Origin of the sequence: Candidatus Zymogenus saltonus (assembly GCA_016929395.1) — a bacterium.
In the GTDB taxonomy this organism is placed as follows: domain Bacteria; phylum Desulfobacterota; class Zymogenia; order Zymogenales; family Zymogenaceae; genus Zymogenus; species Zymogenus saltonus.
Window position 1 is genome coordinate 1 of record JAFGIX010000092.1, and the last position, 22,153, is coordinate 22,153.

General features: G+C 53.7%; 18 protein-coding genes and 1 pseudogene. 9 read left to right on the top strand and 10 right to left on the bottom strand.

The window, feature by feature from the left end; translation table 11 throughout:
• The 5 genes from JW984_16925 to JW984_16945 form a co-directional block, all read right to left on the bottom strand.
• The coding region (locus JW984_16925) for a PQQ-like beta-propeller repeat protein (GenBank protein ID MBN1574882.1) at positions 1–811 on the bottom strand (811 nt) is incomplete at its 3' end.
• Positions 812–940: 129 nt separating this feature from the next.
• A complete protein-coding gene (locus tag JW984_16930) occupies positions 941–2,911 on the bottom strand; it encodes a GNAT family N-acetyltransferase (GenBank protein ID MBN1574883.1) in 1,971 nt (656 codons plus the stop codon).
• Positions 2,912–4,822, bottom strand: coding sequence for a GNAT family N-acetyltransferase (locus JW984_16935; GenBank protein ID MBN1574884.1), 1,911 nt, complete (start codon positions 4,820–4,822; stop codon positions 2,912–2,914).
• A gap of 38 nt (positions 4,823–4,860) precedes the next feature.
• Complete coding sequence (gene tsaA / locus JW984_16940; GenBank protein ID MBN1574885.1) at positions 4,861–5,313, bottom strand: tRNA (N6-threonylcarbamoyladenosine(37)-N6)-methyltransferase TrmO; 453 nt, start codon at positions 5,311–5,313, stop codon at positions 4,861–4,863.
• A 158-nt stretch (positions 5,314–5,471) separates the two neighbouring features.
• Positions 5,472–5,795, bottom strand: coding sequence for a multidrug efflux SMR transporter (locus JW984_16945; protein ID MBN1574886.1), 324 nt, complete (start codon positions 5,793–5,795; stop codon positions 5,472–5,474).
• Between the two features lie 427 nt (positions 5,796–6,222).
• Between JW984_16945 and JW984_16950 the strand changes: the two genes are divergently transcribed.
• The 8 genes from JW984_16950 (at position 6,223) to JW984_16985 (ending at position 15,801) form a co-directional block, all read left to right on the top strand.
• Positions 6,223–7,317, top strand: a complete 1,095-nt coding sequence (locus JW984_16950) for a glycosyltransferase (protein ID MBN1574887.1) — start codon at positions 6,223–6,225, stop codon at positions 7,315–7,317.
• 39 nt (positions 7,318–7,356) lie between these two features.
• The gene (asnB, locus tag JW984_16955) at positions 7,357–9,315 is read left to right on the top strand and encodes an asparagine synthase (glutamine-hydrolyzing) (GenBank protein MBN1574888.1); all 1,959 of its coding nucleotides are present in this window, start codon (positions 7,357–7,359) and stop codon (positions 9,313–9,315) included.
• A 43-nt stretch (positions 9,316–9,358) separates the two neighbouring features.
• Positions 9,359–10,579 (top strand): glycosyltransferase family 4 protein, encoded by a 1,221-nt coding sequence (locus tag JW984_16960; GenBank protein MBN1574889.1) that lies wholly within the window; start codon positions 9,359–9,361, stop codon positions 10,577–10,579.
• A 52-nt stretch (positions 10,580–10,631) separates the two neighbouring features.
• A complete protein-coding gene (locus JW984_16965; protein ID MBN1574890.1) occupies positions 10,632–11,267 on the top strand; it encodes a sugar transferase in 636 nt (211 codons plus the stop codon).
• The gene (locus tag JW984_16970; GenBank protein ID MBN1574891.1) at positions 11,264–11,860 is read left to right on the top strand and encodes an acetyltransferase; all 597 of its coding nucleotides are present in this window, start codon (positions 11,264–11,266) and stop codon (positions 11,858–11,860) included. The genes JW984_16965 and JW984_16970 overlap by 4 nt, the downstream gene beginning before the upstream one ends.
• A 105-nt stretch (positions 11,861–11,965) precedes the next feature.
• Positions 11,966–13,102, top strand: coding sequence for an aminotransferase class I/II-fold pyridoxal phosphate-dependent enzyme (locus JW984_16975; protein ID MBN1574892.1), 1,137 nt, complete (start codon positions 11,966–11,968; stop codon positions 13,100–13,102).
• A 4-nt stretch (positions 13,103–13,106) separates the two neighbouring features.
• Positions 13,107–14,975 carry a polysaccharide biosynthesis protein gene (locus tag JW984_16980; protein MBN1574893.1) on the top strand — a complete coding sequence of 623 codons (1,869 nt, stop codon included), beginning with the start codon at positions 13,107–13,109 and terminating at the stop codon, positions 14,973–14,975.
• Between the two features lie 76 nt (positions 14,976–15,051).
• A complete protein-coding gene (locus tag JW984_16985) occupies positions 15,052–15,801 on the top strand; it encodes a flavodoxin family protein (GenBank protein MBN1574894.1) in 750 nt (249 codons plus the stop codon).
• 185 nt (positions 15,802–15,986) lie between these two features.
• On the opposite strand, the gene JW984_16990 is transcribed toward JW984_16985, so the two are convergent.
• From JW984_16990 to JW984_17005, 4 genes and pseudogenes are all read right to left on the bottom strand, one after another.
• Positions 15,987–17,318, bottom strand: a complete 1,332-nt coding sequence (locus tag JW984_16990) for an MFS transporter (protein ID MBN1574895.1) — start codon at positions 17,316–17,318, stop codon at positions 15,987–15,989.
• A 373-nt stretch (positions 17,319–17,691) separates the two neighbouring features.
• A pseudogene (locus JW984_16995) lies at positions 17,692–18,589 on the bottom strand (alpha/beta fold hydrolase).
• Between the two features lie 373 nt (positions 18,590–18,962).
• Positions 18,963–20,171 carry an aminopeptidase P family protein gene (locus JW984_17000; protein MBN1574896.1) on the bottom strand — a complete coding sequence of 403 codons (1,209 nt, stop codon included), beginning with the start codon at positions 20,169–20,171 and terminating at the stop codon, positions 18,963–18,965.
• 261 nt (positions 20,172–20,432) lie between these two features.
• On the bottom strand, positions 20,433–20,615 hold the full coding sequence (locus JW984_17005; GenBank protein MBN1574897.1) for a hypothetical protein: 183 nt from the start codon (positions 20,613–20,615) through the stop codon (positions 20,433–20,435).
• A gap of 166 nt (positions 20,616–20,781) precedes the next feature.
• On the opposite strand from JW984_17005, the gene JW984_17010 reads away from it, so the two are divergent.
• Complete coding sequence (locus JW984_17010; protein ID MBN1574898.1) at positions 20,782–21,087, top strand: hypothetical protein; 306 nt, start codon at positions 20,782–20,784, stop codon at positions 21,085–21,087.
• 375 nt (positions 21,088–21,462) lie between these two features.
• Here JW984_17010 and JW984_17015 read toward each other — a convergent pair.
• Positions 21,463–22,153, bottom strand: a 691-nt coding sequence (locus JW984_17015) for a hypothetical protein (GenBank protein ID MBN1574899.1), incomplete at its 5' end; no start/stop codon positions are given.

Genomic DNA, 22,153 nt, shown 5'->3' on the forward strand with positions numbered 1-22,153 from the left:
ACAAAAAATTATCTGCAGATCCTATATACACTAAACCTTCAACTACTGAGGGAGAAGAAAGTATTTTTTCTCCTGTCTCAAATCGCCACTTCAACACACCTGTATCTCTATCAATGGCATAAAGATGCTTATCATTACTACCTACATAGATTACATCGTCAACAATAGAAGGAGAGAAATCCATCCAACCTCCCACTTCATAACGCCACTTCATCTCACCATTATTAGCATCAAGGGCATATATATGATCATCTCTGCTTCCGAAATAAACAATACCGTCAGCAACAATGGGTGTGCATAATATACTGGCTCCTGTTTTAAAGCGCCATTTAAGTTCACCGCTATCAGCATTAACGGCATAAAAGTAATTATCTGAACATCCTATATAGACTATACCATCAACTGCTCTGGGCGAACCAGACAATGTAATAACACCTACCAGGTCAAAGCGCCACTTCAACTTACCACTTCTTGCATCTATAGCATAAAGACGACCGTCATCATAAGGACCATAAAATCTTCCCACATAAACCACACCATCAGCTACTGATGGGGATGTAAATATGGCACCTCTCTCACAAAAACACCACTCCAGTTTACCCGTATCTTTGTCTATAGCATAAACATAGTCTTGTTGGTCTCCTACATAGACAGTTCCATTAACTACTGTGGGGGCGGAGTATTTATAAAATCCAGTCTTGTAGCACCACTTCAATTTGACAGGAACGTCTTTGTTTTCATTTGGGGCACACCCAAAAAAAAGTGGTGCAATCAATAATATTGTAATTGCGGTTACCAGTAACTTTCTCATCCCTCTCCTTTCAGTTCTATAATCAGGTTTATTCTCATATTTATGCTTATATTGTACATTTGTATTGAAAATTTCTCATGATGTCAGCAAAAAAACTACACTTCAGGATATTAGAACAATTTCCCCCCCTCACTCCCCGAAGTTCAGACGCATCTTGTAGGCCCCCTGTTCGCTTCGCATCTCCACCTCGAAGCCGCTCTTCTCGAAGATGTGGAGCATCGCGTCGTTGTCGTGGAGGACATCCGCCGTAAACGCCACCAGCCCCTGGCGCCGGGCGAGGTATATCAGGTAGTTCGATATCTCGGTGCCGATCCCCCGGCCGTGGTATTCGTCCAAAACCATTATGGCGGCGTCCCCCGTGTGGTCCTCGGCGTTTATCTTGTACTGCCCCATGGCGATGATCACCTCTCTCGTCTCCCTCTCTACCACGGCGACGATCACCATCTCCTTGGTGTAGTCTATCGCGGTGTATTTCTGGAGTATCTCGTGGGGGATGTAGGTACGGCTCGAAAAGAAGCGCTTGTAGAGGGTCTCCTTCGAGCAGGAGTTTATGAAGTCCTTCAGGATCGGCTCGTCGGTCAGCTTGACGGGGCGAAAGAGGATTTTCAAGCCGGTCTTCGTGTTGCGGCACTGGGCGTAGTGTTCGGGGTACTCCCCCTCCGCTCCCGGGACGAACAGCTGGTCCTCGTAGATCATTTTCAGCCTCTTCGCCTCTTCGATCAGCCAGCCCCTGAACTTCGGGTGGGCGATTGCGATGAGCTCCATCGCCCTCTCCCTGATGTTCTTGCTGTGGATGTAGGCGATCCCGTATTCGGTGACCACGTAGTGGACGTCGCTCCTGTTGAGCATGACGCCGACCCCCTCCTCGATCAGGGGGACGATCCTCGAGACCCTTTCCCCATCGGCCGTCGACTGGATGGACAGTATCGATTTCCCCCCCCTGGAGAGAACCGCCCCCCTCATGAAGTCCGCCTGTCCTCCCACCCAGGTGTGGAATCCCCTCGATTCACCCCCCACTTTTTTGCCGTCGGGATCGGTTTTTGCCGATCCCTTTTCCGGAATATCAAAGGAAACGTAGCTCTCCGCCGTGGCCTGTCCCGTTAGGTCTATCTTTAAAGCGCTGTTTATCGCCGTCATCCTGTTGTTCTTGGCGATCGTCAGGGGATGGTTTGTATAGTCGACGCCCTTAAACTCCACCCAGGGATTTTCGTCGAGATAACGGTAGGTCTTCTCCGTGCCCATGCAGAAGGTGGCTATGGTCTTGCCCCGGTTGATCCCCTTCTTCGAGTTGTCTATGACCCCCTCCTTCATGAGATCCACTATGCCGTCGGTCAGGAGGTCGGTGTGGACGCCGAGGTTCTTTTTGTCCGTGAGGTTTGCCAGGATGGCGTTGGGGAGGCTCCCGTATCCCACCTGTATCGTGTCGCCGTCCCGAATGATGCTGGCGACGTATTTGCCGACCTTCTGGGCGATCTCTCCAGGGACCTTCGACACGTATTCGAGGAGGGGCTCGTCGAAGGGGATTATGTAGTCCACCTCCTCTATATCGATGTACCCCTCGCCGTGGACCCTCGGCATGTTTGAATTGGCCTGTGCGATAACTATCCCTGCGTTTTCCACCGCCGCCTTTACGATATCGACGCTGATGCCGAGGTTCACAATTCCCCTCTCGTCCGGCATGGAGGTCTGTATAAGCGCCACATCGATGGGCAGACTCCCCATCCGGATCAGGCCCGGGATATTGGAATAGAAAATCGGGATGAAATCCGCCTTTTCGATATTCACCGACCTTTTCGTGTCCCTCCTGATGAAAAACGATGTTAGGCTGAAGTTGTCAGTGAACTTGTACTGGACGATCGGGGTGACCCCCAGCGTTATCAGCCTGAACGCGACGGCGTCGGACGAAGATTCTGGAAACATCTTCGCCCGGGCGATGAGAAGGTGGATAAGGCGCTTTGGGAATCCGCATCCGGTGCCGATAAATATGTTGTCCCCGGGGTGTATCTTCTTGAACACCTCCTCTTCCGGGAGGAACTTCTCCGGATATTTATCCAGGATTTTCTTTTTTATCCTGGTTGTCTTGCCGTCCCTCTCCGCCACTTATGTATCCTCCCTGAAATTCAGCACCACTTCGTGAATTCCGTCCTCGCTCCTCTGCTCTACGTCGAATCCGCTCCTTTCCAGCATGTGGAGCATCAATTTATTCTCGACAAGGACATTTCCGGTGAAGCCCAGAAGTCCCTGCCTCTTCGCCAGAAGCGACATGTAGGAGAGGAGCACCGATCCAATCCCCTTGTTTTGGTATTCGTCCTTTACCATCATCGCCATGTCCGCCTTCATTCCATCGCCGAAAATCTTGTATTGAGCGACCCCCACGATCACCTCCTTTTCTTCCTGCTCGATTACGGCGATTATGGTCATGTCCCTGGAATAATCGACCACGGCGAACATCTGAAGCTGTTCATGGGGCATCCTGGGCTTATTCGAGAAAAATCTCTTGTAGCGGCTGTTGTCGGAGAGGTCGTAGAAGAACTCCTTCATGAGCGGTTCGTCGGAGATCTTCGCCGGCCTCAAGAGGATGGTAAGCCCCTTCTTTGTGGTCTTGTACGTTTCGAGGTGTTCGGGGTATTCCCCCGCCTTCCCCGGTATAAAGGCCTGGTCCCTGTAGATGAGGTTCAGCCTCTTCGCCTCATCTATGAGCCAGGACCTGAAATCGGGGTGGGCGATTATTATCAGCGACATGGCCCGTTCCCGGATGTTCTTCCCGTGGAGGTAGGCTATGCCGTATTCGGTCACCACGTAGTGGATGTCGCCCCTGTTTAAGGTCACCCCCTCCCCCTCCTTGAGGTAGGGGATAATCCTCGATACCTTCCCCCCCTCCGCCGTCGACTGGAGCGACAGTATCGTCTTTCCGCCCGGGGCCAGAACGGCCCCGCGCATGAAGTCCGCCTGGCCCCCTATCCCGCTGTAGAAGGTGTGGCCTATCGACTCGGCCGTCGCCTGGCCCGTAAGGTCGATCTTGAGGGCGCTGTTTATGGCGGTCATGTTCCTGTTCTCGGAGATGATGAGGGGATTGTTCGTATAATCGACGGCCCGAAATTCTATTCCCGGGTTGTCGTGGATAAAATCGTAGGTCTCCTTTTTGCCCATGCAGAAGGTGGCGGTCGTCTTGCCCCGGTTGATGTTCTTCATGGAGTTGTCGATCACACCCTTTTTCATCAGGTTAGCGATGCCGTCGCTCAGAAGCTCTGTGTGAACGCCGAGGTGCTTTTTGTTTTCGAGATTCTCAATGATGGCGTTGGGGAGGCTGCCGTATCCCACCTGTATCGTGTCGCCGTCGTTTATTATCCTGGCGACGTATTTGCCTACCTTCTTTGCTATCTCCCCCGGGACCTCGTCCTCGTATTCCATCAGCGGCTCGTCCTTCATGACGATAAAGTCAACCTCCTCGATATGGATGAAACCGTCGCCGTGGACCCTCGGCATGTGGGAGTTGACCTGCGATATCACGACGGAGGCGCTCTTGGCGGCCGCCTTGACGATGTCGAGGCTTACGCCGAGGCTCATGTATCCGTGGGTGTCGGGGGGCGATGTCTGGATCATGGCTACGTCGACCTGGATCATCCTCTTGTTCAGAAGCTCCGGGACCTCCGAGAGAAATATGGGGGTGTAGTCCGCCACCCCCTCGTTTACGGCCTCTCTGGTGTTGTGGCCGATAAAGAAGGAGTTGTGCCTGAAATTGTACTTGAACTTTTCGCCGGCGTAGGGGGCCACCCCCAGCGTCCAGACATGATAGACCTCGGCGTCGATAACCGCCTTCGGATGGGCCTCGACGTACTTGATCAGGGCGGACACCAGGTACTGCGGCTCCCCGCATGCGGTGCTTATAAATATCCTGTCGCCCCGATGGATATGACCGAATATGTCCTCCTCCGAAACGAATTTCTCGGGATATTTTTTCTTCATTTTCTCGATATCCCCGATATTTTTGTCCGTGCCGTCTCTCTTCATCTTTGCCCCTCCTTTTGGAGTCACTCGTTTGAATGGTACTATATTTTTTCTTTGTCGGCCTTTCCGAGCCACCCGTCCACCGCATCCTCCCTGACGTCGAATCTCGGCACATAGGGCTTGATGTCCAGAAGCGGCGTCCCGTCGAGGATGTCCACCTCGCACACCTCGAGGACGTTTTTATCGACGCTCAAGAGCCTGACCACCGATATCCCTATCGGATTCGGCCTGTCGTAGTGCCTGATCGAAAATATCCCCCTCTCTACATCGTCGAGGAAGGGCTTTTTCAGAGGCGTCCAGCCGCGGCTCCTGTGGAAGTGGTATATCAGGATGAGGTGGGAGAATCCTTCGACGTCTTTGAGTCCCCCGGCATACTCCGGAAATAGTTCGACCCGTCCCATGCTCTCCGGGGCGAACACCCCCTGTATCGGGGCATCGCCTTTGTCCTTCAGGGAGGTGGATATCCTCCCGATCGGTCTGTAGACAATCTCCATAAGGATTGTGACGCTCCTTTAAAAAAACAGGGGGTCGTTGCAAACAGTATGGGGCAAACTGAATTCCCTATACCTGTTTAAATGACTTTGACCATGAAGCTCCCCGATCCCCTTGGAAACTGCGGGGGTGGCGGGACAGTATATATAATGGCTAATGGCTAATGACCCTGCCCGAGAAGGTTTAGGCCCACGACCCCCACGATGATAAGCATGATCGATACGACCTTCAATGCCCCCAGCGACTCATCGAAGAGGAGATACCCGAAGACGGAGATGACAGCGGTCCCCAGCCCCGACCATATGGCATAGGCGATGCTGACCTCGATCTTCCTGATGCACAGCGCCAGGAAGATGAAGCTCAGGGCGTACAAGATTCCCATCGACACGGTCGGGATCACCTTGGAAAGCCCGTCGGAGAGCTTCAGGAAGATCGTCCCCGCGACTTCCGTTATGATCGCGATAAACAGGTAAACCCAGCTCAAGATTTCCCCCAAACAGCTAAAGTTGGTTCTTGCCGATTATGCGACCGAATACAATTTAAGATAACGAAGCCTAACCGGCAAACGGTGATTTACTTTTCATTATTGAGACGTTAATAGAATCGCAGAAAAACGGCCTTGTGTCCACTCTTTTTTTCCCGGCGGCATCCGTTTCAAAAAGCCTCTTTTTTGTCTCCACATGCATTAGGTGAGATGATCGTATTCGCTTCCCTTCCGAATGTTCCATAATTTGTTTGACATCGCCTCTCCCATTAAATAGAATTATAAATTTGTAAAACTAAAATGGAACCGCGGGAAAGGGCGGACGGCCCCCTATTACAATTATCCTATTAATATTATGATTTTACCAGAAACGGGACAAAAAATCATCCTCCATATAGTCACGAGCCTCTTCGCAGGCGGGGCGCAGATGATGTTATTCAAGCTTTTGAGCGCCAGTCGGGATGACGGCTTCAGGCCCGTGGTCATCTCCCTTATGGGGGAAGACGACCTCGGAGGCGAGATCGAGACGATGGGCGTTCCCATCTTTACGATGGGGATGAGGCGCGGGAGGCCCACCCCGGCTTCTTTTTGCCGCCTCGTCAAGACGATGAGGCGGATAAAGCCCGACCTGATTCAGGGGTGGATGTATCACGGGAACTTTGCGGCCTCGCTCGCGGCGAGATTCCTGAAAGGGAGAGTCCCGGTTCTCTGGAATATAAGACAGTCGGTCTACGGCTTTGAGGCGGAAAAGCGGCTCACCGCATTTCTCATCCGCTTCGGGGCGCGCCTTGCCGGCTCCACGGCCGGAATTGTATATAACTCCATCGTTGGAGCCGAGCACCACGAGTCTCTCGGCTACCCGGTTAAGAAGAGGATCTACATACCGAACGGATTCGACTGCGAAAGGTTCAGTCCCTCAAGCTCGGCGAGGGGAAGGCTCATAAAGGAGCTTGGGCTTAACGGGGATGAGGTGCTGATCGGTTTCGTCTCCCGCTACCACCCGATGAAGGATCACGGGAATTTCCTCAAGGCGGCGTCGATCCTGGGAAAAAAGACCGAAAAGACCCATTTCGTGCTGGTGGGAAGGGACATGACGATGGAAAACGGCGGGCTCGCCGCGATGGTGAAAAACACGGGTATACCGGAGAGGATTCACCTTCTGGGCTTCAGGAGGGAGATCCCGGAGATAACCGCCGGGCTCGACATCGCGACGACCTCGTCTTTCACCGAGGCCTCCCCGAACGTTATCGGGGAGGCGATGGCGTCGGGGGTGCCCTGCGTCGTCACCGACGTGGGAGATTCGAGAGACCTCGTCGGAGACACCGGGAGGGTCGTCCCCCCGAAGGACCCGGAGGCGCTGGCCGGAGGCTGGCTTGATCTGATTAAGATGGGGGTGAAGGGGAGAAAAAGGCTGGGCGCCGCCGCCAGGGAGCGGATTGTGGAGCGGTTCTCCATCGCCGCGGTCGCCGAGCAATATCGGCTAATGTATACGGAAGTGCTGGCCGGGCGGCAGGGCCGTTGATCATTAAAGACTTGGCTTGATATTTAAGGATTTAAATATATGTGCGGAATAGCCGGCATGCTGAAAAAGGGATTGACGACCGACGAGGCCGAATCGATCCTCGAGAGGATGGGCAATACAATGATCCACCGGGGCCCTGATGACTCCGGGGTCTGGGCCGATGTGAAGGCGGGGATCGGCTTTTCCTACAGGCGGCTTGCCATCATAGATTTGTCGATGGAGGGGCACCAGCCGATGATCTCGAAGAACGGCAGGCACCTCATCTCCTACAACGGCGAGATATACAATTTTAACGAGATAAGAAAAGACCTCGAAGAAGAGGGACTTGTGTCCGGGTGGCGGGGCCACTCCGACACCGAGGTAATGCTCGAGGCGATAAGTGCCTGGGGCATCGAGGCCGCCGTCTCCAGGTTCGTCGGGATGTTCGCCTTTGCCCTCTGGGACAGGAGCGAGAGGGCCCTGCACCTCGTTAGGGACAGGCTCGGGATAAAGCCCCTTTATTACGGCAGGATGGGAAAGGCCTTCCTCTTCGGGTCGGAGATGAGCGCCCTTAAAGTCCACCCGGACTTTCGCGGCGAGATCGACAGGGACGTTTTGTCCCTCTACCTAAAGCGAAACTCCGTCCCCTCGCCCTACTCGATCTACAAGGGTGTGAAAAAGCTCCCCCCGGGGGCAATCCTGACAATTAAAGACTCCTGGGAGGTCGATCGGGAGGAGCCGACGCCCCGCCATTACTGGAATCCTAAGGAGATAGCGGAGGAGGGATACAGAAACCAGTTTGCCGGAGACGAAAAGGAGGCGGTCGACGCCTTGGAGGAGATCCTCGGCATTGCTGTGAAACTCAGGATGATCGCGGACGTGCCGCTCGGAGTCTTTCTCTCCGGCGGGGTGGACTCCTCTACGGTCACGGCGCTGATGCAAAAAAACTCCACGAGGCCGATAAAGACCTTTACCATAGGCTTTCACGAGGCCGCCTATAACGAGGCGGTTGACGCAAAGGCGGTCGCCGAGCACCTCGGAACAGAGCACACGGAGCTTTACCTTGACCCCAAGGACGCCCTCGATGTGATACCGAGGCTTCCCATGCTCTACGACGAGCCCTTTTCCGACTCCTCACAGATACCAACGTTCCTCGTCTCGAAGATGGCAAGGGAGCACGTTACGGTCTGCCTCTCCGGGGACGGGGGGGACGAGCTCTTCGGGGGCTACAACCGCCACTTCTGGGCGCCGAGGCTCTGGAGGAGGCTGGGGTGGATGCCCGCCGGGGTAAGGAGGGGGCTGGCAGGGCTCCTCGAAAGGCCCTCCCCCGTCGCGTGGGACTCCCTGTCGAGTCGGCTTGATTTTATCATTCCTAAGGGATTGAAGCAGAGAAATCTTGGCGACAAGGTCCAGAAGCTTACAACGGTCATGGGTGCCGAGGATAAATACGATATCTACAGGAGGCTGGTCACGCACTGGGACGAATCAACGTCGGTCGTTCCGAACTCCAAGGAGCTGCCATCCATCACGTCCGACAAAAAACTCTGGGCCGATATAGACGACTTTTCGCTCATGATGATGTACCTCGACATGGTGAGCTACCTCCCGGACGACATACTGACGAAGGTGGATCGGGCCAGCATGGGCGTAAGCCTCGAGGCGAGGGTACCCATAATAGACCACCGGGTCGTGGAGTTCTCCTCAAGCCTCCCCCTTTCCATGAAGATCAAGGGCGGCCGGGGGAAGTGGCTTTTGAGGCAACTCCTCTACAGATATGTCCCGAAGGAGATCATCGATCGCCCGAAGATGGGTTTTGCCGTTCCCATAGATACCTGGCTCAGGGTGGAGCTGAGGGAGTGGGGGGAGTCCCTCCTCTCGGAGAAGAGATTGATGGCGGAGGGCTTTTTCAGTCCTGCCCCGATAAGAAAGAGGTGGGAGGAGCACCTTTCCGGCAGGTGGAACTGGCAGCATCATTTGTGGGACATCCTGATGTTTCAGGCCTGGCTGGAGGTGCAGTGATGCCACCGTGGGGGGACAGGAAAGTCGGACAGGTAGGCGGCTCGTGAAGAGGATTGAGGAGGAGAAGCTGGGGGAAATAAATATAAATATAAGGCTCGTCTACGTAACCACCGTGCCGGATACGATCCGGGCCTTCTTGATGGGAGGCCACATCGATTTCATGAAGTCGGCCGGGTTTGAGGTTATCTGCGTCTCGTCGCCGGGTAAAGCCCTCGATGAGGCCGGCCGTTATAACGAGGTCGGGGTTCATGGGATTAAAATGACGAGAGGGATTACACCGGTCTCCGATTTGAGGGGCCTTGTATCATTATACTTTCTTTTTCGGCGTATTAAGCCGGAGGTCGTAAACCTGAGCACCCCTAAGGCCTCCCTTTTGGGCTCTGTTGCGGCGTGGGCGGCCCGGGTGCCGGTGAGGATATATATGAACCGCGGCACCGTCTTCGTGAATGACAGGGGCGTTAAAAGGCTCGTCCTGAAGTGGGTTGAGCGGCTGACGTCGAGACTCTGCCACCAGACGATATTCGTATCGAACTCACAGATGGAGTTTGCGAGGAGGGAAAAGACGGTCTCGAAGAAAAAGGGGATCGTCCTCCGCTCCGGCGCTTGCGAGCTGAACGCGGCCCGGTTCGATCCCGAGAGGGGGGATATAAAGGAAAAGGCCGCTGTCCTTCGCGAGGGGCTGGGCCTGCCGGGTCGGGAAAAAGGGGCGTTGACCGTCGGCTACGTGGGGAGGCTGGAGCGGGACAAGGGGATAATCGAGCTTTCGGCGGCCTGGGGTGTCCTGCGGGAGAAGTATCCGAATATTTACCTGCTCCTCGTGGGTCCGTGGGATACGGAGAGGGTCGACAATGCTGTCCTTGAGATAAAGGGGAGATTCGAGAGGGACGGGAGGGTCGTGCCTGTCGGTTACGTCGAGGATGTCGCCCCCTACTATTTGTTGATGGACGTGCTTATCTTCCCCTCCCACAGGGAGGGATTCCCCTACGCCCCAATGGAAGCGGCCGCCATGAGGCTCCCCGTTGTGGCGACAGATGCTATTGGATGTGTGGACGCCGTCGTTAGTGGCGAGACCGGATTCTTGGTGCCGAGGGGTGATGTCGGCTCCCTCTGTGACGCCGTGGCCAGGCTCTTGGACGACCCGAGCTTAAGGCGAAGGCTCGGCGGGGCGGGCCGCGAGCGCTGCGTCAGGGATTTTTCCCCGGAGCCGATCCGGGAGGCGCTGGCCGATGAATACAAGAGGCTCTTGAAGGAGAGGTCTTTGTAGTCCGGGAGGTCAAATCCGCCTGATGGGACAATAGAGAGGGGTTTTAAGCGTCATGAATCTTTACGGAGCCGTAAAGCGTGTTGTTGATGTAATGTTTTCGATTCTCGGGATTGTCCTCCTCTCCCCCGTACTCCTTCTGGTCTCGGCGTTGATATTTGTCTTCATGGGGAGGCCGATCCTTTTCAGGCAGGTCAGGCCGGGGAAGGGGGGGGCGCCCTTTACCATCTACAAGTTTCGGACAATGACCGAAGCCTTTGACCGACACGGGAATCCCCTCCCCGACGAAGAGCGGTTGACGCCTGTCGGCAGTGCTTTAAGGAAGACGAGCATAGACGAGCTGCCGGAGCTGATAAATGTACTGAAGGGGGACATGAGCCTCGTGGGCCCGAGGCCGCTCTTGATGGAGTATCTCCCCCTCTACAATAAAGAGCAGGCGAGGCGCCACGACGTGAGGCCGGGGATCACCGGGCTCGCCCAGATCATGGGGAGAAACGCCATCGACTGGGATGAAAAGTTTAAATACGATACCTATTACGTAGAGAATATCGGTTTTTCCCTCGATCTGAAAATTCTCTTCATGACGCTCTTTTCTGTCTTCACGGGCAGCGGGGTAAACCGGAGCGACGGGACTCCGATGCCGAAGTTTAGCGGCAATAGGCCAACAAAAAAGAATGAGGCGAATATATGAAGGCTCCAAGAAACCTCTGGGTGTTCGGTGCCGGGGGGCACGGGATGGTGGTGGCCGAGACGGCTATGGAAAGCGGTCTTAAGGTGAGCGGTTTTTTGGACGACGACGAGGGAAAGTGGGGATCGACCGTCTTGGGATTGCCGGTCTCGGGGGGGAGGTCGGTCGTAAGGCAGGGAGACCGCGTTATCCTCGGAATCGGCGACAACAATCGCAGGCGGGAGGCGGGGGAATGGCTGGATAAGACGGGTGTATCCCTCCTTACCGTCCGCTCGCGCTGGGCGATGGTCTCTATCTCGGCAGTTGTGGGGGACGGGGTTGTCATGATCGGCCCCGTGGTGGTGAACGCCGCCGCAAGGATAGGTAAGGGTGTCATATTGAACACCGCCTCCACGGTCGACCACGAGTGCGTCATCTCGGACTACGTCCACATCGCCCCCGGCGTGAATCTCGCCGGAAACGTCACGGTGGGCCAAAACAGTTTTATAGGGATAGGGGCTAAAGTCATACCCGGGATAAAGATCGGTAAAGATTGCGCAATCGGGGCGGGATGTGTTATAGTTAGGGACGTCAAGGATGGAAGCAGGGTCGTGTGATTATCGTGGGGCGGGGAAGCGGGGGGTAATTGGTATTGCACGGGAAGTTTTTTATTTTAATAAATCCGCTTCAGTAGGGTTTTTTAGGGGAATTTTGGACAATTGATGAAAAAGGATAAGAGGATATTTCTTTCGCCGCCGCACATGTCAGGAAGGGAGCTCGATTTCATAAGGGAGGCCTTCGAGGGGAACTGGATCGCCCCGTCCGGCCCGGACCTCGAAGCCTTCGAGATGGAGTTCCTCGAATACCTCGGCGCCTCATTCGGCGTGGCTCTCTCCTCCGGCACGGCGGCCATTCATCTGGCCCTGTTGTCTCTGGGGGTGGGCCCGGGGGACGAGGTCCTCTGCCCGACCTTTACGTTTTCGGCCACCGTAAATCCGATCGCCTACGCCGGGGCGTCCCCGGTGTTTGTCGACTGCGATGAGAGAAGCTGGAATATCGACCCGTATCTTTTGAGAGGCGAGCTCGATCGCCTGGCCGGTCTGGGCAGGCTACCCAGGGCGGTGATATTTGCCGATATATACGGCCAGAGCGCGGACGTCGATCCGATTATGGAATCGTGCGGCCGCTACGATGTGCCGGTAATAGAGGACGCCTGCGAGGCCCTGGGGGCGACGTACAAGGGTAAAAAGTGCGGGAGCTTCGGGCTGTGTGCGGCTTTTTCCTTCAACGGCAACAAGATAATCACCACCTCCGGAGGGGGGATGCTCGTCTCGGAAGAGGAGGAGATGATCAAAAAGGCGAGGTACCTTTCCACCCAGGCCAAGGACGACACCCCACACTACCAGCACTCGAATATCGGTTACAATTACAGGCTCTCCAACATCCTCGCCGCCATCGGCAGGGCGCAGATTTCCGTGATCGAGGAGAGGATTGCCCAGACGAGAGGGGTGAACCGCCTCTATCGGGAGCTCCTGGGCGATCTTCCGGGGGTGGATTTCATGCCGGAGGCGGATTACGGAAAGGGCACCAATTGGCTCACGTGTATAACGATAGACCCGGAGAAGTTCGGCGCGGACAGGGAAAGGGTCAGGCTTCGCCTCGAGGAGGAGAATATCGAGTCGAGGCCCCTCTGGATGCCGATGCACATGCAGCCGATTTTTTCGGGCCGTCGCAAGGTCGGAGGGGAGATCTCGGAGAGACTCTTCAGAAACGGCCTTTCGCTTCCGAGCGGGTCGGACATGACCCATGAGGACGTAAGGCGCGTGTCCGAGGTTATCGCATCGACCAAGGGGAATTAATATAGTGGCTGAAATCGTGAAGAAGGTTCATACCAGAACGAAGAACGTGTATATAATCCTGACCGGGGACATTTTCCTTCTGGTTCTTGCCAACATTTTTGCCTATCTCATCCGCTTCGAGGGTATTATTTCTGGGTGGGCCGTCAATGCCTTTGTCATGACCATATTTCCGATAATCATACTAAAGCTCATCTCGTTCTACTATTTCAACCTCTACCGGGGGATGTGGCGGTACACGGGGATCGTTGACCTCGGGAATATCTTCTTTGCGTGCTCGGTAAGCTCGGGGCTGATTATCCTTGCCATCCTCTTTTTCTTCAGGTTCGAGGGCTTTTCCCGGGGGGTCTTCATCATCGACTACCTCTTGACCTTTATATTCATCGGCGCGTTCAGGCTCGCCATAAGGGTCTTTTTGAACAGGGGGTTCGATTTCAGGGGGCTTATCTTCAGGGACTATTCCGATATGAAAAAAATCATCATCATCGGAGCCGGTGACGCCGGGGAGAAGCTCGCCAGAGAGATAACGGGCAACAAGAAGCTGAAGTACAGGCTGATCGGCTTTATCGACGACGACCCCCGAAAAAAGGGCCTTCAGATTCACGGCATTCCCATCCTCGGAACCACCGAGAACATCAAGAAGACGGCCTTCGAGTCGAGCGTGGACGAGGCGGTGATAGCGATCCCCTCCGCCACCGGGGCGGACATCAAGAGGATCCTCTCGCTGTGTGAGGATGCAAATATTAAGACGAGGACGATCCCCGGCCTTGGGGAGCTTTTCGGGGATACGATCAGCGTAAAGAAGATCAGGGATATCTCGTTTAATGATATTTTGAGACGGGAACCGGTAAACCTCGATGTCCCGTTGATAGAGGATTTCATTCGCGGAAAGAGCGTCCTGATAACGGGGGCGGGGGGGTCGATCGGATCGGAGCTGTGCAGAAAGGTCATGAAGTTCAAGGCCGGAAAGCTTATCATCTTCGAGCGGAACGACACAAACCTCCATGAGATAAAGTACGAGATCGAAAACCTATTTGCCGATATCCCTTCCGTATCGATCCTGGGCTCCATTACAGACGAGAAGAAGGTGGAGAAGGTCTTCAACGACCATAGGGTGGACCTCGTCTTTCACGCGGCGGCCTACAAGCACGTCCCGTTGATGGAGTTCGAGCCTGTCGAGGCCGTGAGGAACAACGTCTTCGGCACGAAGACGGTTGTGGACATCTCGCTTAAGCACAACGTTGAGAAGTTCGTCCTTGTCTCCACCGACAAGGCGGTCAGGCCCGTAAACGTAATGGGGGCCACAAAACGTCTCGCCGAGCTCTACGTCCAGTCCCTCTCCAACTCGAAAAATTGTGATTTCCTCACCGTCCGCTTCGGGAACGTGGTGGGAAGCTCCGGGAGCGTCATTCCCCTCTTTCTCAAGCAGATAGGGAGGGGCGGGCCGGTCACCGTAACGGACGCAGAAGCGACCCGGTTTTTCATGACGATCCCCGAGGCCGCAAGCCTCATCCTGCAGGCGGCGGCCATGGGCAAGGGGAGCGAGATATTCATGCTCGACATGGGTGAGCCGGTGAAGGTCCTTGATCTCGCCCACGATCTCATCAGGCTCCACGGGAAGGTTCCCAACGTGGACATCGATATAAGGTTTATCGGCATGAGGCCGGGGGAGAAGCTTTTCGAGGAGCTCTTGGTCGAGGGGGAGGGGATAATACCCACCGAGCACCCGAAGATAATGGTCAAGAGGTCCATCGATGTGAGCAGGGCCGAGGTCATCAAAAGTATTGAGGAGATGAGCCTCTTGATCGAAAACGGCGATCCGGACGTTGTAATTAAAAAGCTTTGCGAAGTCGTCCCTGACTACATTCGGAAGTAAGGAAAAAAACCGAGGGGCCCTTTGATTTGCTCCGAGGTTTTTGTTTTTTTACCAATATTGAGAAGGGATTTCTATTATGGGAAATGACAGAGTACTTGCCTTGAATTCGAGTCCGAACATGGCGAACGGAAACACCGCCCGCATCTTGAATCCGTTCATAGACGGCATGAAGGATGCCGGGGCCGAGGTGGAGCTGTTCTACCTGAAGAAGATGAAGATAGGGCCATGCCTGGGCTGCCTGAAGTGTTGGACGAAGACGCCGGGCGAGTGCATAATAAGAGACGATATGGACGAGCTGTTTCCGAAGATAAAGGATGCGGATATACTGGTATTTGCGACTCCCCTCTACTGGGACGGCGTCTCCGGCCTCATGAAGATGTTCATGGACAGGATGACGCCCCTGGGAGAGCCGTTCATAGAGGTAATAGACGGTCGATCGAGACACCCGGTAAGAGAGGGTTATGCCCACGGGAAGCTGGTGCTCGTCTCCACGTGCGGCTTCTTCGAGGAGATAAACTTCGAGCCGATGCTTATCCACATGAAGGCCGTGGCGCATAACCTCAGGAGGGAGTTCGCCGGGGCGCTCCTTCGCCCCAACGCCATGTCGATAAAGCCCGCAGAGCACTTCAACATTTCACTGGACGATATATTCGAGGCGGCGGAAACGGCGGGAAGGGAGCTGATCAGGGACGGCAAGATGTCCGACGAGACGGTCACCAAGGTGGGGCGGGAGTTCATCTCCCTTGAGCAGTTCGCCGAAAACGCCAACACCTACTTTGGGAAGCTGTACAAGAAGCTCGGCCAGAAACATACGATGGAGGAGTGATCGATGTGAAGGGGGTGGAGACGAGGGATTCTGCTTTTTCGTGACGTAAAATCGGCGGGATTGGGTGGAAGCGGTTATTGGAACCAATGGCTGTTTTCCCCGCCGTGTAAATCAATATAATCAAGGGGGGAAAGGTCTGAGACCGATCCCCCCCTCACATTTTATTAAAAAGATATGTGCTCCCTTTACTTCTTTTCCTCGACAAGTTTCACCCTGGCCACCTTTTTCAAATCCCTTACGTAGTAGTAGGAGCCAATGAAGAACATGACTCCGCCGAAGAGGGTGAAAAGTGGAAGGAGTCCAAAACCGGGGAGGAGATCGAAGTCATTGCCAAATCTGGAACACATATAACCTACAAAAAGTGGCCCCAAGGTATACCCCAACATCATCATGAAGAACTGGGCCAGGCTGTAAGATATCGCGCGAAGCCCGGGCTGGACCACGTCCTGGGTTACGGCGGAGCCGGCCGATGCGAACATGGGAGCGGTAAATCCAAAGAGGATTAGAAAAATATATTGAGTTTGACCCTCTGTGTAGTTGAAAGCAATCATAAGAAATATCGCCGTTAGAATAGAGCTAATCGCGGGAAACGCCATTCTGGCGTTGAGTCTTCTCTTCCTCCACTTATCTGCTATGAAACCACCGAAGGGAGCGCCGATGATGGCAAGGAGAAAGATAACGGAGGTTTTTGTTCCGGCCTTAAACATATCGAGGCCCTCGATTCTGTGAAAATAAAGAGGGAGAAAGGTGATAAGAGACGTGGTGACAAATGTGCTGCCGACGTAACCGAGGTATGTAAAGATTACCGAGGGTGTTTTGGCAAATTCCTTCACTATTTCCCAAAAGCTCATCTTTTCGTGTGTGGCGGGGTCTTCCGGTATGAAGTGCTCCGTCTTTCCCTTTACGATCTGCGCGGTCTTGTAATCCTTTACCCAGAAGAAGAGAATTGCCACGAAGAGGCCGGGTATGGCAGTGAGACCGAAGGCATATCGCCAACCGATTGTCTCTGCAATTTGGCCGCCCAGAATGACTCCCAGGGCACTACCTAACGGTATCGCCGCAGTAAAGTAGCCGTTCATGGTAGCCCGTCTCTCCTCAGGGAAATATGCGGCAATCATGGCGTGGCCTCCGGGGGTGTACGCCGCCTCCCCGATTCCGATTACAGACCTCAGCGACAGGAGCTGCTTGAAATTTTTCGTAAGGGCGCAGGCCCCGGCGGCGATGCTCCATAAAACCGCCATAAGTCCGATCGTTTTCTTCCGGCTCCATCTGTCAACGAGAAGCGAGACGGGAAAGACGAAGATCGTCATACTGATTGTAACGATCGATGCAAGCCATGAGCACTGTACGGTGGTTATCCCCCAATCCTTAATCAGAAACGGAAAGAGGGATGATACTACCATCCTATCTATATAGTCAAAGACGTAGAGAAGAAAGAGTAACGTAAAGACGTAGTAGGAGTATCCCCTGGATACTGGGAATTCCGCTTCAGCGCCTGAAGTCGTTTTTTCAGACATAAAAAACCTCCATATATAAAAACAAAAAAAGTGTTTAATGACGATTGCTTTTTAAAAGAGTATCACTAATCCCGTTTTACGGTCTCTATCACGTATAATTGGCCGTGTCAACGAATAAATTGTACTATTTTTTATAAAAGTTTCAGAAATGATACGATCCCGGCGGATATCTGGGTGGTTTAGGGGAGAGACATTGAACTGGAGATCGTCTTGAACGATGGATTGCGGACGGGCGAAGGCAAAAGGGAGACATCTCGAACTTAATAACCGTGACCTTCCGATTAGGCCCTCCATAGCCGGCGGTGAAAGCTGTCCGGGCACTCCCACCGCAAAAGTCGCACGTTGTGACAACAGTGAACCGTCCGATAAATATCTAATCGCACGACAGTTGCTCTACGAGAAAATCGCCTTGGAGCTTGACGACCCTTTCGAAGTTCTCACCGGTGTATACATCGAAGTGCCCACCGGGGACGGTGACAAGTCTGCTTTTTTTCATCCTCTTAGCCGCCCTTCTCGTCATCTTAAGAGATACAAGGTTCTCCTCCGCTGCAGCAACGATAAGGGCCGGGCACTTCACCCTTTCGGCGAAACGGATCGGCTGATAGAGACCTATGATGAGGCCGATCCTCGCGGGGCACCTGTTCTCCCATGTCGAATCTTCCGGGACAATCGCCAGGTACCCCTCTTTTGAACCGGGGGCGTTCATTGCGGCGAACGTCCCCGGCTCCGCCACCACCGGCGTGTAGAAGGGCTCGCGAAATGTGATAATCCTCAACAGGTCCCTGATCCCGTAGTAGAGCCCCTTGGCCATGTTTAAAGGCCCGATCATGAAGAGGGACGAGAGGCCGTCGACCATGGGAACCTGCGCCACAACAGCCGATACCCTCCTGTCGGCGGCGGCCGTTACGATGACGTGACCCCCGCCGAAGGAAGACCCCCAGAGGGCGATCCTCTCCGTATCTATCCCGTCAATCGCCCTGACATGGTCAAGGGCGGCCTTCCAGTCGGTAACGTGCCTGAATGGATTGACGAGGTTTCTTGGGACTCCGTCGCTGGCGCCGAAGTTTCTGTAGTCGAAGAGGAAAACGGCAAGGCCTCTCTCGGCGAACCTCTCGGCGAAGGCGGGAAGGGGCGAAGTCCCTTTCCGCCGCAAAACCGTGGCCCATGATCACCACCGGGGGTTTTTTGATCCCCTTGGGGAGGTAGAGCCAGGCGGCGCACCTCGTCCCCTTGCTGAAAAACTCGACGTCTTCTCTTGTAAAACCGACCATTGAACGTTCCTTGCCTTCTATTTTGTGATTACCGCGTAAGCGGGGATCCGGAAACTGTTGTCATTCCCCTGGGAAGCGGGAACCCAATAATACGTGTCATTCCCGCGCAAGCGGGAATCCAGATTGATATTTCTGGATTCCCAATCGAGTTGGGAATGACGGCATATATTCCCAATAATGTTGGGAATGAATGTACGGATTACTCTGTCTCATCGGGAATGATGCTTAAAGCCTCTATAGTAAGCAAGACCGGCAGGATTTTCTCTCAATAAAAAAACCCGCTACCTTCCTACTGAAGGATTGCCTCGTCCCTTTCTTTAACTCACAATTACATACTATCGGATCAGGTCTCAACGTGACCTTAAATCATCTGCTAACGGCCCCTAAACTTGAGGCTGTCGTCGAGCTTCAATGCCACCGGCTCGATCGGGAGCTTCGATAGCACCTCGTTTCCGGTCTCGGTGATCACGAGCGGCCTCTCCAGCCTGAATCCGCAGACCCCGGGGCGGTTGCACACCACCGCCATCATCTGCATGTAGCCCGGCTCGAGGATGTAGTCCGGCTCGTTGTTTCCGGGAGATGCAACCTCGGCCACGCAGGGGTACCACTCGTTTCCGAGATGCCCGATCCCGTGGCCGTAGCCGGGGAGCATCCACGCGGTCCAGTCGTTCTTCTGAACGAACTCGTGGACTTTGAGGGTGACCTCCTTGAGGCTCTTCCCGGGCTGCATCTCATCGATCGCCTTATAGGCCGTCTCTGTGAATGCCTTTATCACCTCCGACTGCTCCTTTGTGGGATTGCCCATGATGTAGTTGTGGGCCACGTCGCCGAGAAACAGCCCGTACATCCCGTGAAGGTCGACCATGACCGGCTCGCCGAACTGGACAATCCTGTCGGTTGCGGGTGTGCAGCCGCCGAGCGGCCACCATGTCCGCTCGCCCGATGCGATCTCCTGCCCGCCGGTGAACGTCCATGCGAACTCGCTCCCGGCGTCCCGCATGACCTTTTCGGCTATACCGGCTATCTGCTTTTCGGATATCCCGACCCTCAGCTCCTGCCTCACCGCCTCGTGGGCCGTGTCGACGATCGCCGTCGCCTGGCGCATAAGCCTTATCTCCTCCGGCTCCTTTACGAGACAGAGCTTGTCGGTTATCTCTGTGGCGTTCACGAACTCCGCGTTGGGGAACATCCCCTTCAGCGATTCGAGCTCATAGTTGGTGATGAATCCCTCCGGCAGGTAATTCGTGGTCCCGTCCTCGTAGCCGATGGTGCCCCCGTCCTTTCCTGTCGCGTCTATCCTCATCTTTATCATGTCGAGGAAGTCGATACCCGGAAGCGCCCCGTAGCCGACGACGTTGTCGAGCCAGCTCTCGTCGGCAAGTCTGCCGGAGTCGAGCAGCGGGGTGATCAATTGAACCTCGCCCTCGGCGGGGATGATTATCGCGCTCCTCCAGGGGACGAAGCCGCCCGACCAGTGGGTGATTGTCTTCAGCCTCGTGCCGACAAGGACGTCGATCCCCTTCGCCTTCAATTCGTCCTGAATCTGCTGAATTCTCTTTGAAAAATTGATGTAGACCATCATAATACTGCCTCCTTACTGCATTGTACTAAAAATAAAAGCCTCGCTTCGTAAAACTCGACGAGCCTCCCCGTTAAAAAAATTAGGGAGATATTATACATAGTTTATTGTTTGTTGTCACTAAAATCGTTGGATTAGGGGATTTTTTTTAGTATAATACTGCATTTATTATTAGTAACACGGAGCGCACGGAAAAGGCGTTGTCGTATATTGACAACGCCCCTTCCTTAGCTTAGATTTTTTACCTTTTAGGATGCGGCGAAATTACAATCCTTTCATAGCTGTGGCAAGGGTATAAAGAAGTGAAGAGGCGAAGAAAAAGAGTTTATCAAGCCAGCCAGGCAGCATTGTAACGCCAACAAACGGCAGAATAAAGGCAACGACACCCAATACCAGAAGGATACATCCGATCCACCAGGTGTTCTTTTTCGGAGCGCTGATTTTCATTTTTTCCCTCCAAAAAAAATGTTACTTAATGTTCATAATTATAACACAATAACATGAAAATTCAAAGCAAAAACTTCTTTATACAATTTAACCTTAATTTCCCATCACCCATTTACTTTTTTCCCCTCGGGTGCTATAGTAACCGTCGTTATCATCAGGAGGTGTCATGTTTGGCGGTTTTTTCAGGTTTCTGCTCTATTCTTTGCTCTTTTTTTTCGCCTACCGTCTCTTCAGGTTTTTCGTTCCGAAAGGGACAAAGGAAAACAAGGAGAGTGTAACGAAGGGCGGGGTCAAGGTTGACGACGTCATGGTGAAGGACCCCGCCTGCGGAATATACCTTCCTAAGAGGGACGCAATAAGGGAGAGGATCAAGGGGGAAACCCACTATTTCTGCAGCGAGAAGTGCGTCGAGAATTTCAAAAGGGGAATTTCAAAGTCTGTTGCTCCCGACACCGTGAGCCTAAAGAGATAGCGGATATCTCTGTTTTCCCTTTGCCTCTCATTGTCCTTTCCGTGAAAGAGAACCGTTTGTGTCCGGTTTGTACTCGCCGCCTTTTTTTAAATCGGGCGGCCTCGTTTTATTAAGAGTACAGGGAAGTTACGGGGAAGAATTGCTATATTATAGGATATATAAATGGAGAATATAGTAACTGTGCTCGGTTTGTTGATTACGGCCGCCGCCACCGACGAGACCTTTTCCATAAGGTGAGGTCCTTGGGAGCGTTTGCGGTTTATAGACAAGGGGCCGATAGACAAGGGGCTTAAGCCCCTTGTCAGTCCATTGTCTAAAAAAAGGGGGGCAAATTTTGCCCCCCTAATGCTTATCCCAACTGTGGGATTCTACAATTTACGGCGTTATAGTATCGCCCGCGCCGAAGTTGGTCTGAACCGGTCCCGGACCGCCCGGTGCCGGTAAAGAATCACCTATATTGTAATTTCCCGACCATGCCCCGCCAACAGGAGTAAAGGAGTTTTCTTTCCAATTCACGTAGTTTCCGCCGTTTACAGTACCATCGAGAATCAGCATGTAGCGATTGTTAGTCCCAATTATCGTCCCGGCGTTCTTGTAGAAGGATGTGGCAAGCGACGTGACGTCTCCTATAATGCCAGAACCGGACTCTAGGTTTCCTCCATATGCATTGGTTGCTGCGGTGACATCCATATAGTTGTGCTTGATATTGGCGAATATGTTTCCACTGGAATGGAGAAAAGTCCCGTAAGCTATGTTCGCGTTCGAAGTTACGTCAAGCAGGTTCCCGGATATAATAACCGGACTCGCAGCAGACCCTATGCTCCCGTTGAATGAATACAACCTAATTCCATAGGCGGCATTATTACTCTGTAAATTCAACATTTTGTTTCCAGTGATGACACTGTAGATGTCGCTGGCGCCGGCGCCGGTTCTTAGGATAAATATCCCAAACACCTCGTTGCCGGTAGACGTTGCGTCAATAGAATTTCCGGAGATAATAACGGGCCTCGTCTCCGAACCCAAGTTTCCGGCGCTCAAATCAAAGCGAATGCCGAAGACACTGCCA

Excerpts from the sequence above, each read along its gene's own strand:
- JW984_16935 (MBN1574884.1), bottom strand. The coding sequence starts at position 4,822 with ATGAAGAGAGACGGCACGGACAAAAATATCGGGGATATCGAGAAAATG.
- tsaA (MBN1574885.1), bottom strand. The coding sequence starts at position 5,313 with ATGGAGATTGTCTACAGACCGATCGGGAGGATATCCACCTCCCTGAAG.
- JW984_16950 (MBN1574887.1), top strand. The coding sequence starts at position 6,223 with ATGATGTTATTCAAGCTTTTGAGCGCCAGTCGGGATGACGGCTTCAGG.
- asnB (MBN1574888.1), top strand. The coding sequence starts at position 7,357 with ATGTGCGGAATAGCCGGCATGCTGAAAAAGGGATTGACGACCGACGAG.
- JW984_16965 (MBN1574890.1), top strand. The coding sequence starts at position 10,632 with ATGAATCTTTACGGAGCCGTAAAGCGTGTTGTTGATGTAATGTTTTCG.
- JW984_16970 (MBN1574891.1), top strand. The coding sequence starts at position 11,264 with ATGAAGGCTCCAAGAAACCTCTGGGTGTTCGGTGCCGGGGGGCACGGG.
- JW984_16975 (MBN1574892.1), top strand. The coding sequence starts at position 11,966 with ATGAAAAAGGATAAGAGGATATTTCTTTCGCCGCCGCACATGTCAGGA.
- JW984_16985 (MBN1574894.1), top strand. The coding sequence starts at position 15,052 with ATGGGAAATGACAGAGTACTTGCCTTGAATTCGAGTCCGAACATGGCG.
- JW984_16990 (MBN1574895.1), bottom strand. The coding sequence starts at position 17,318 with ATGTCTGAAAAAACGACTTCAGGCGCTGAAGCGGAATTCCCAGTATCC.
- JW984_17000 (MBN1574896.1), bottom strand. The coding sequence starts at position 20,171 with ATGATGGTCTACATCAATTTTTCAAAGAGAATTCAGCAGATTCAGGAC.
- JW984_17005 (MBN1574897.1), bottom strand. The coding sequence starts at position 20,615 with ATGAAAATCAGCGCTCCGAAAAAGAACACCTGGTGGATCGGATGTATC.
- JW984_17010 (MBN1574898.1), top strand. The coding sequence starts at position 20,782 with ATGTTTGGCGGTTTTTTCAGGTTTCTGCTCTATTCTTTGCTCTTTTTT.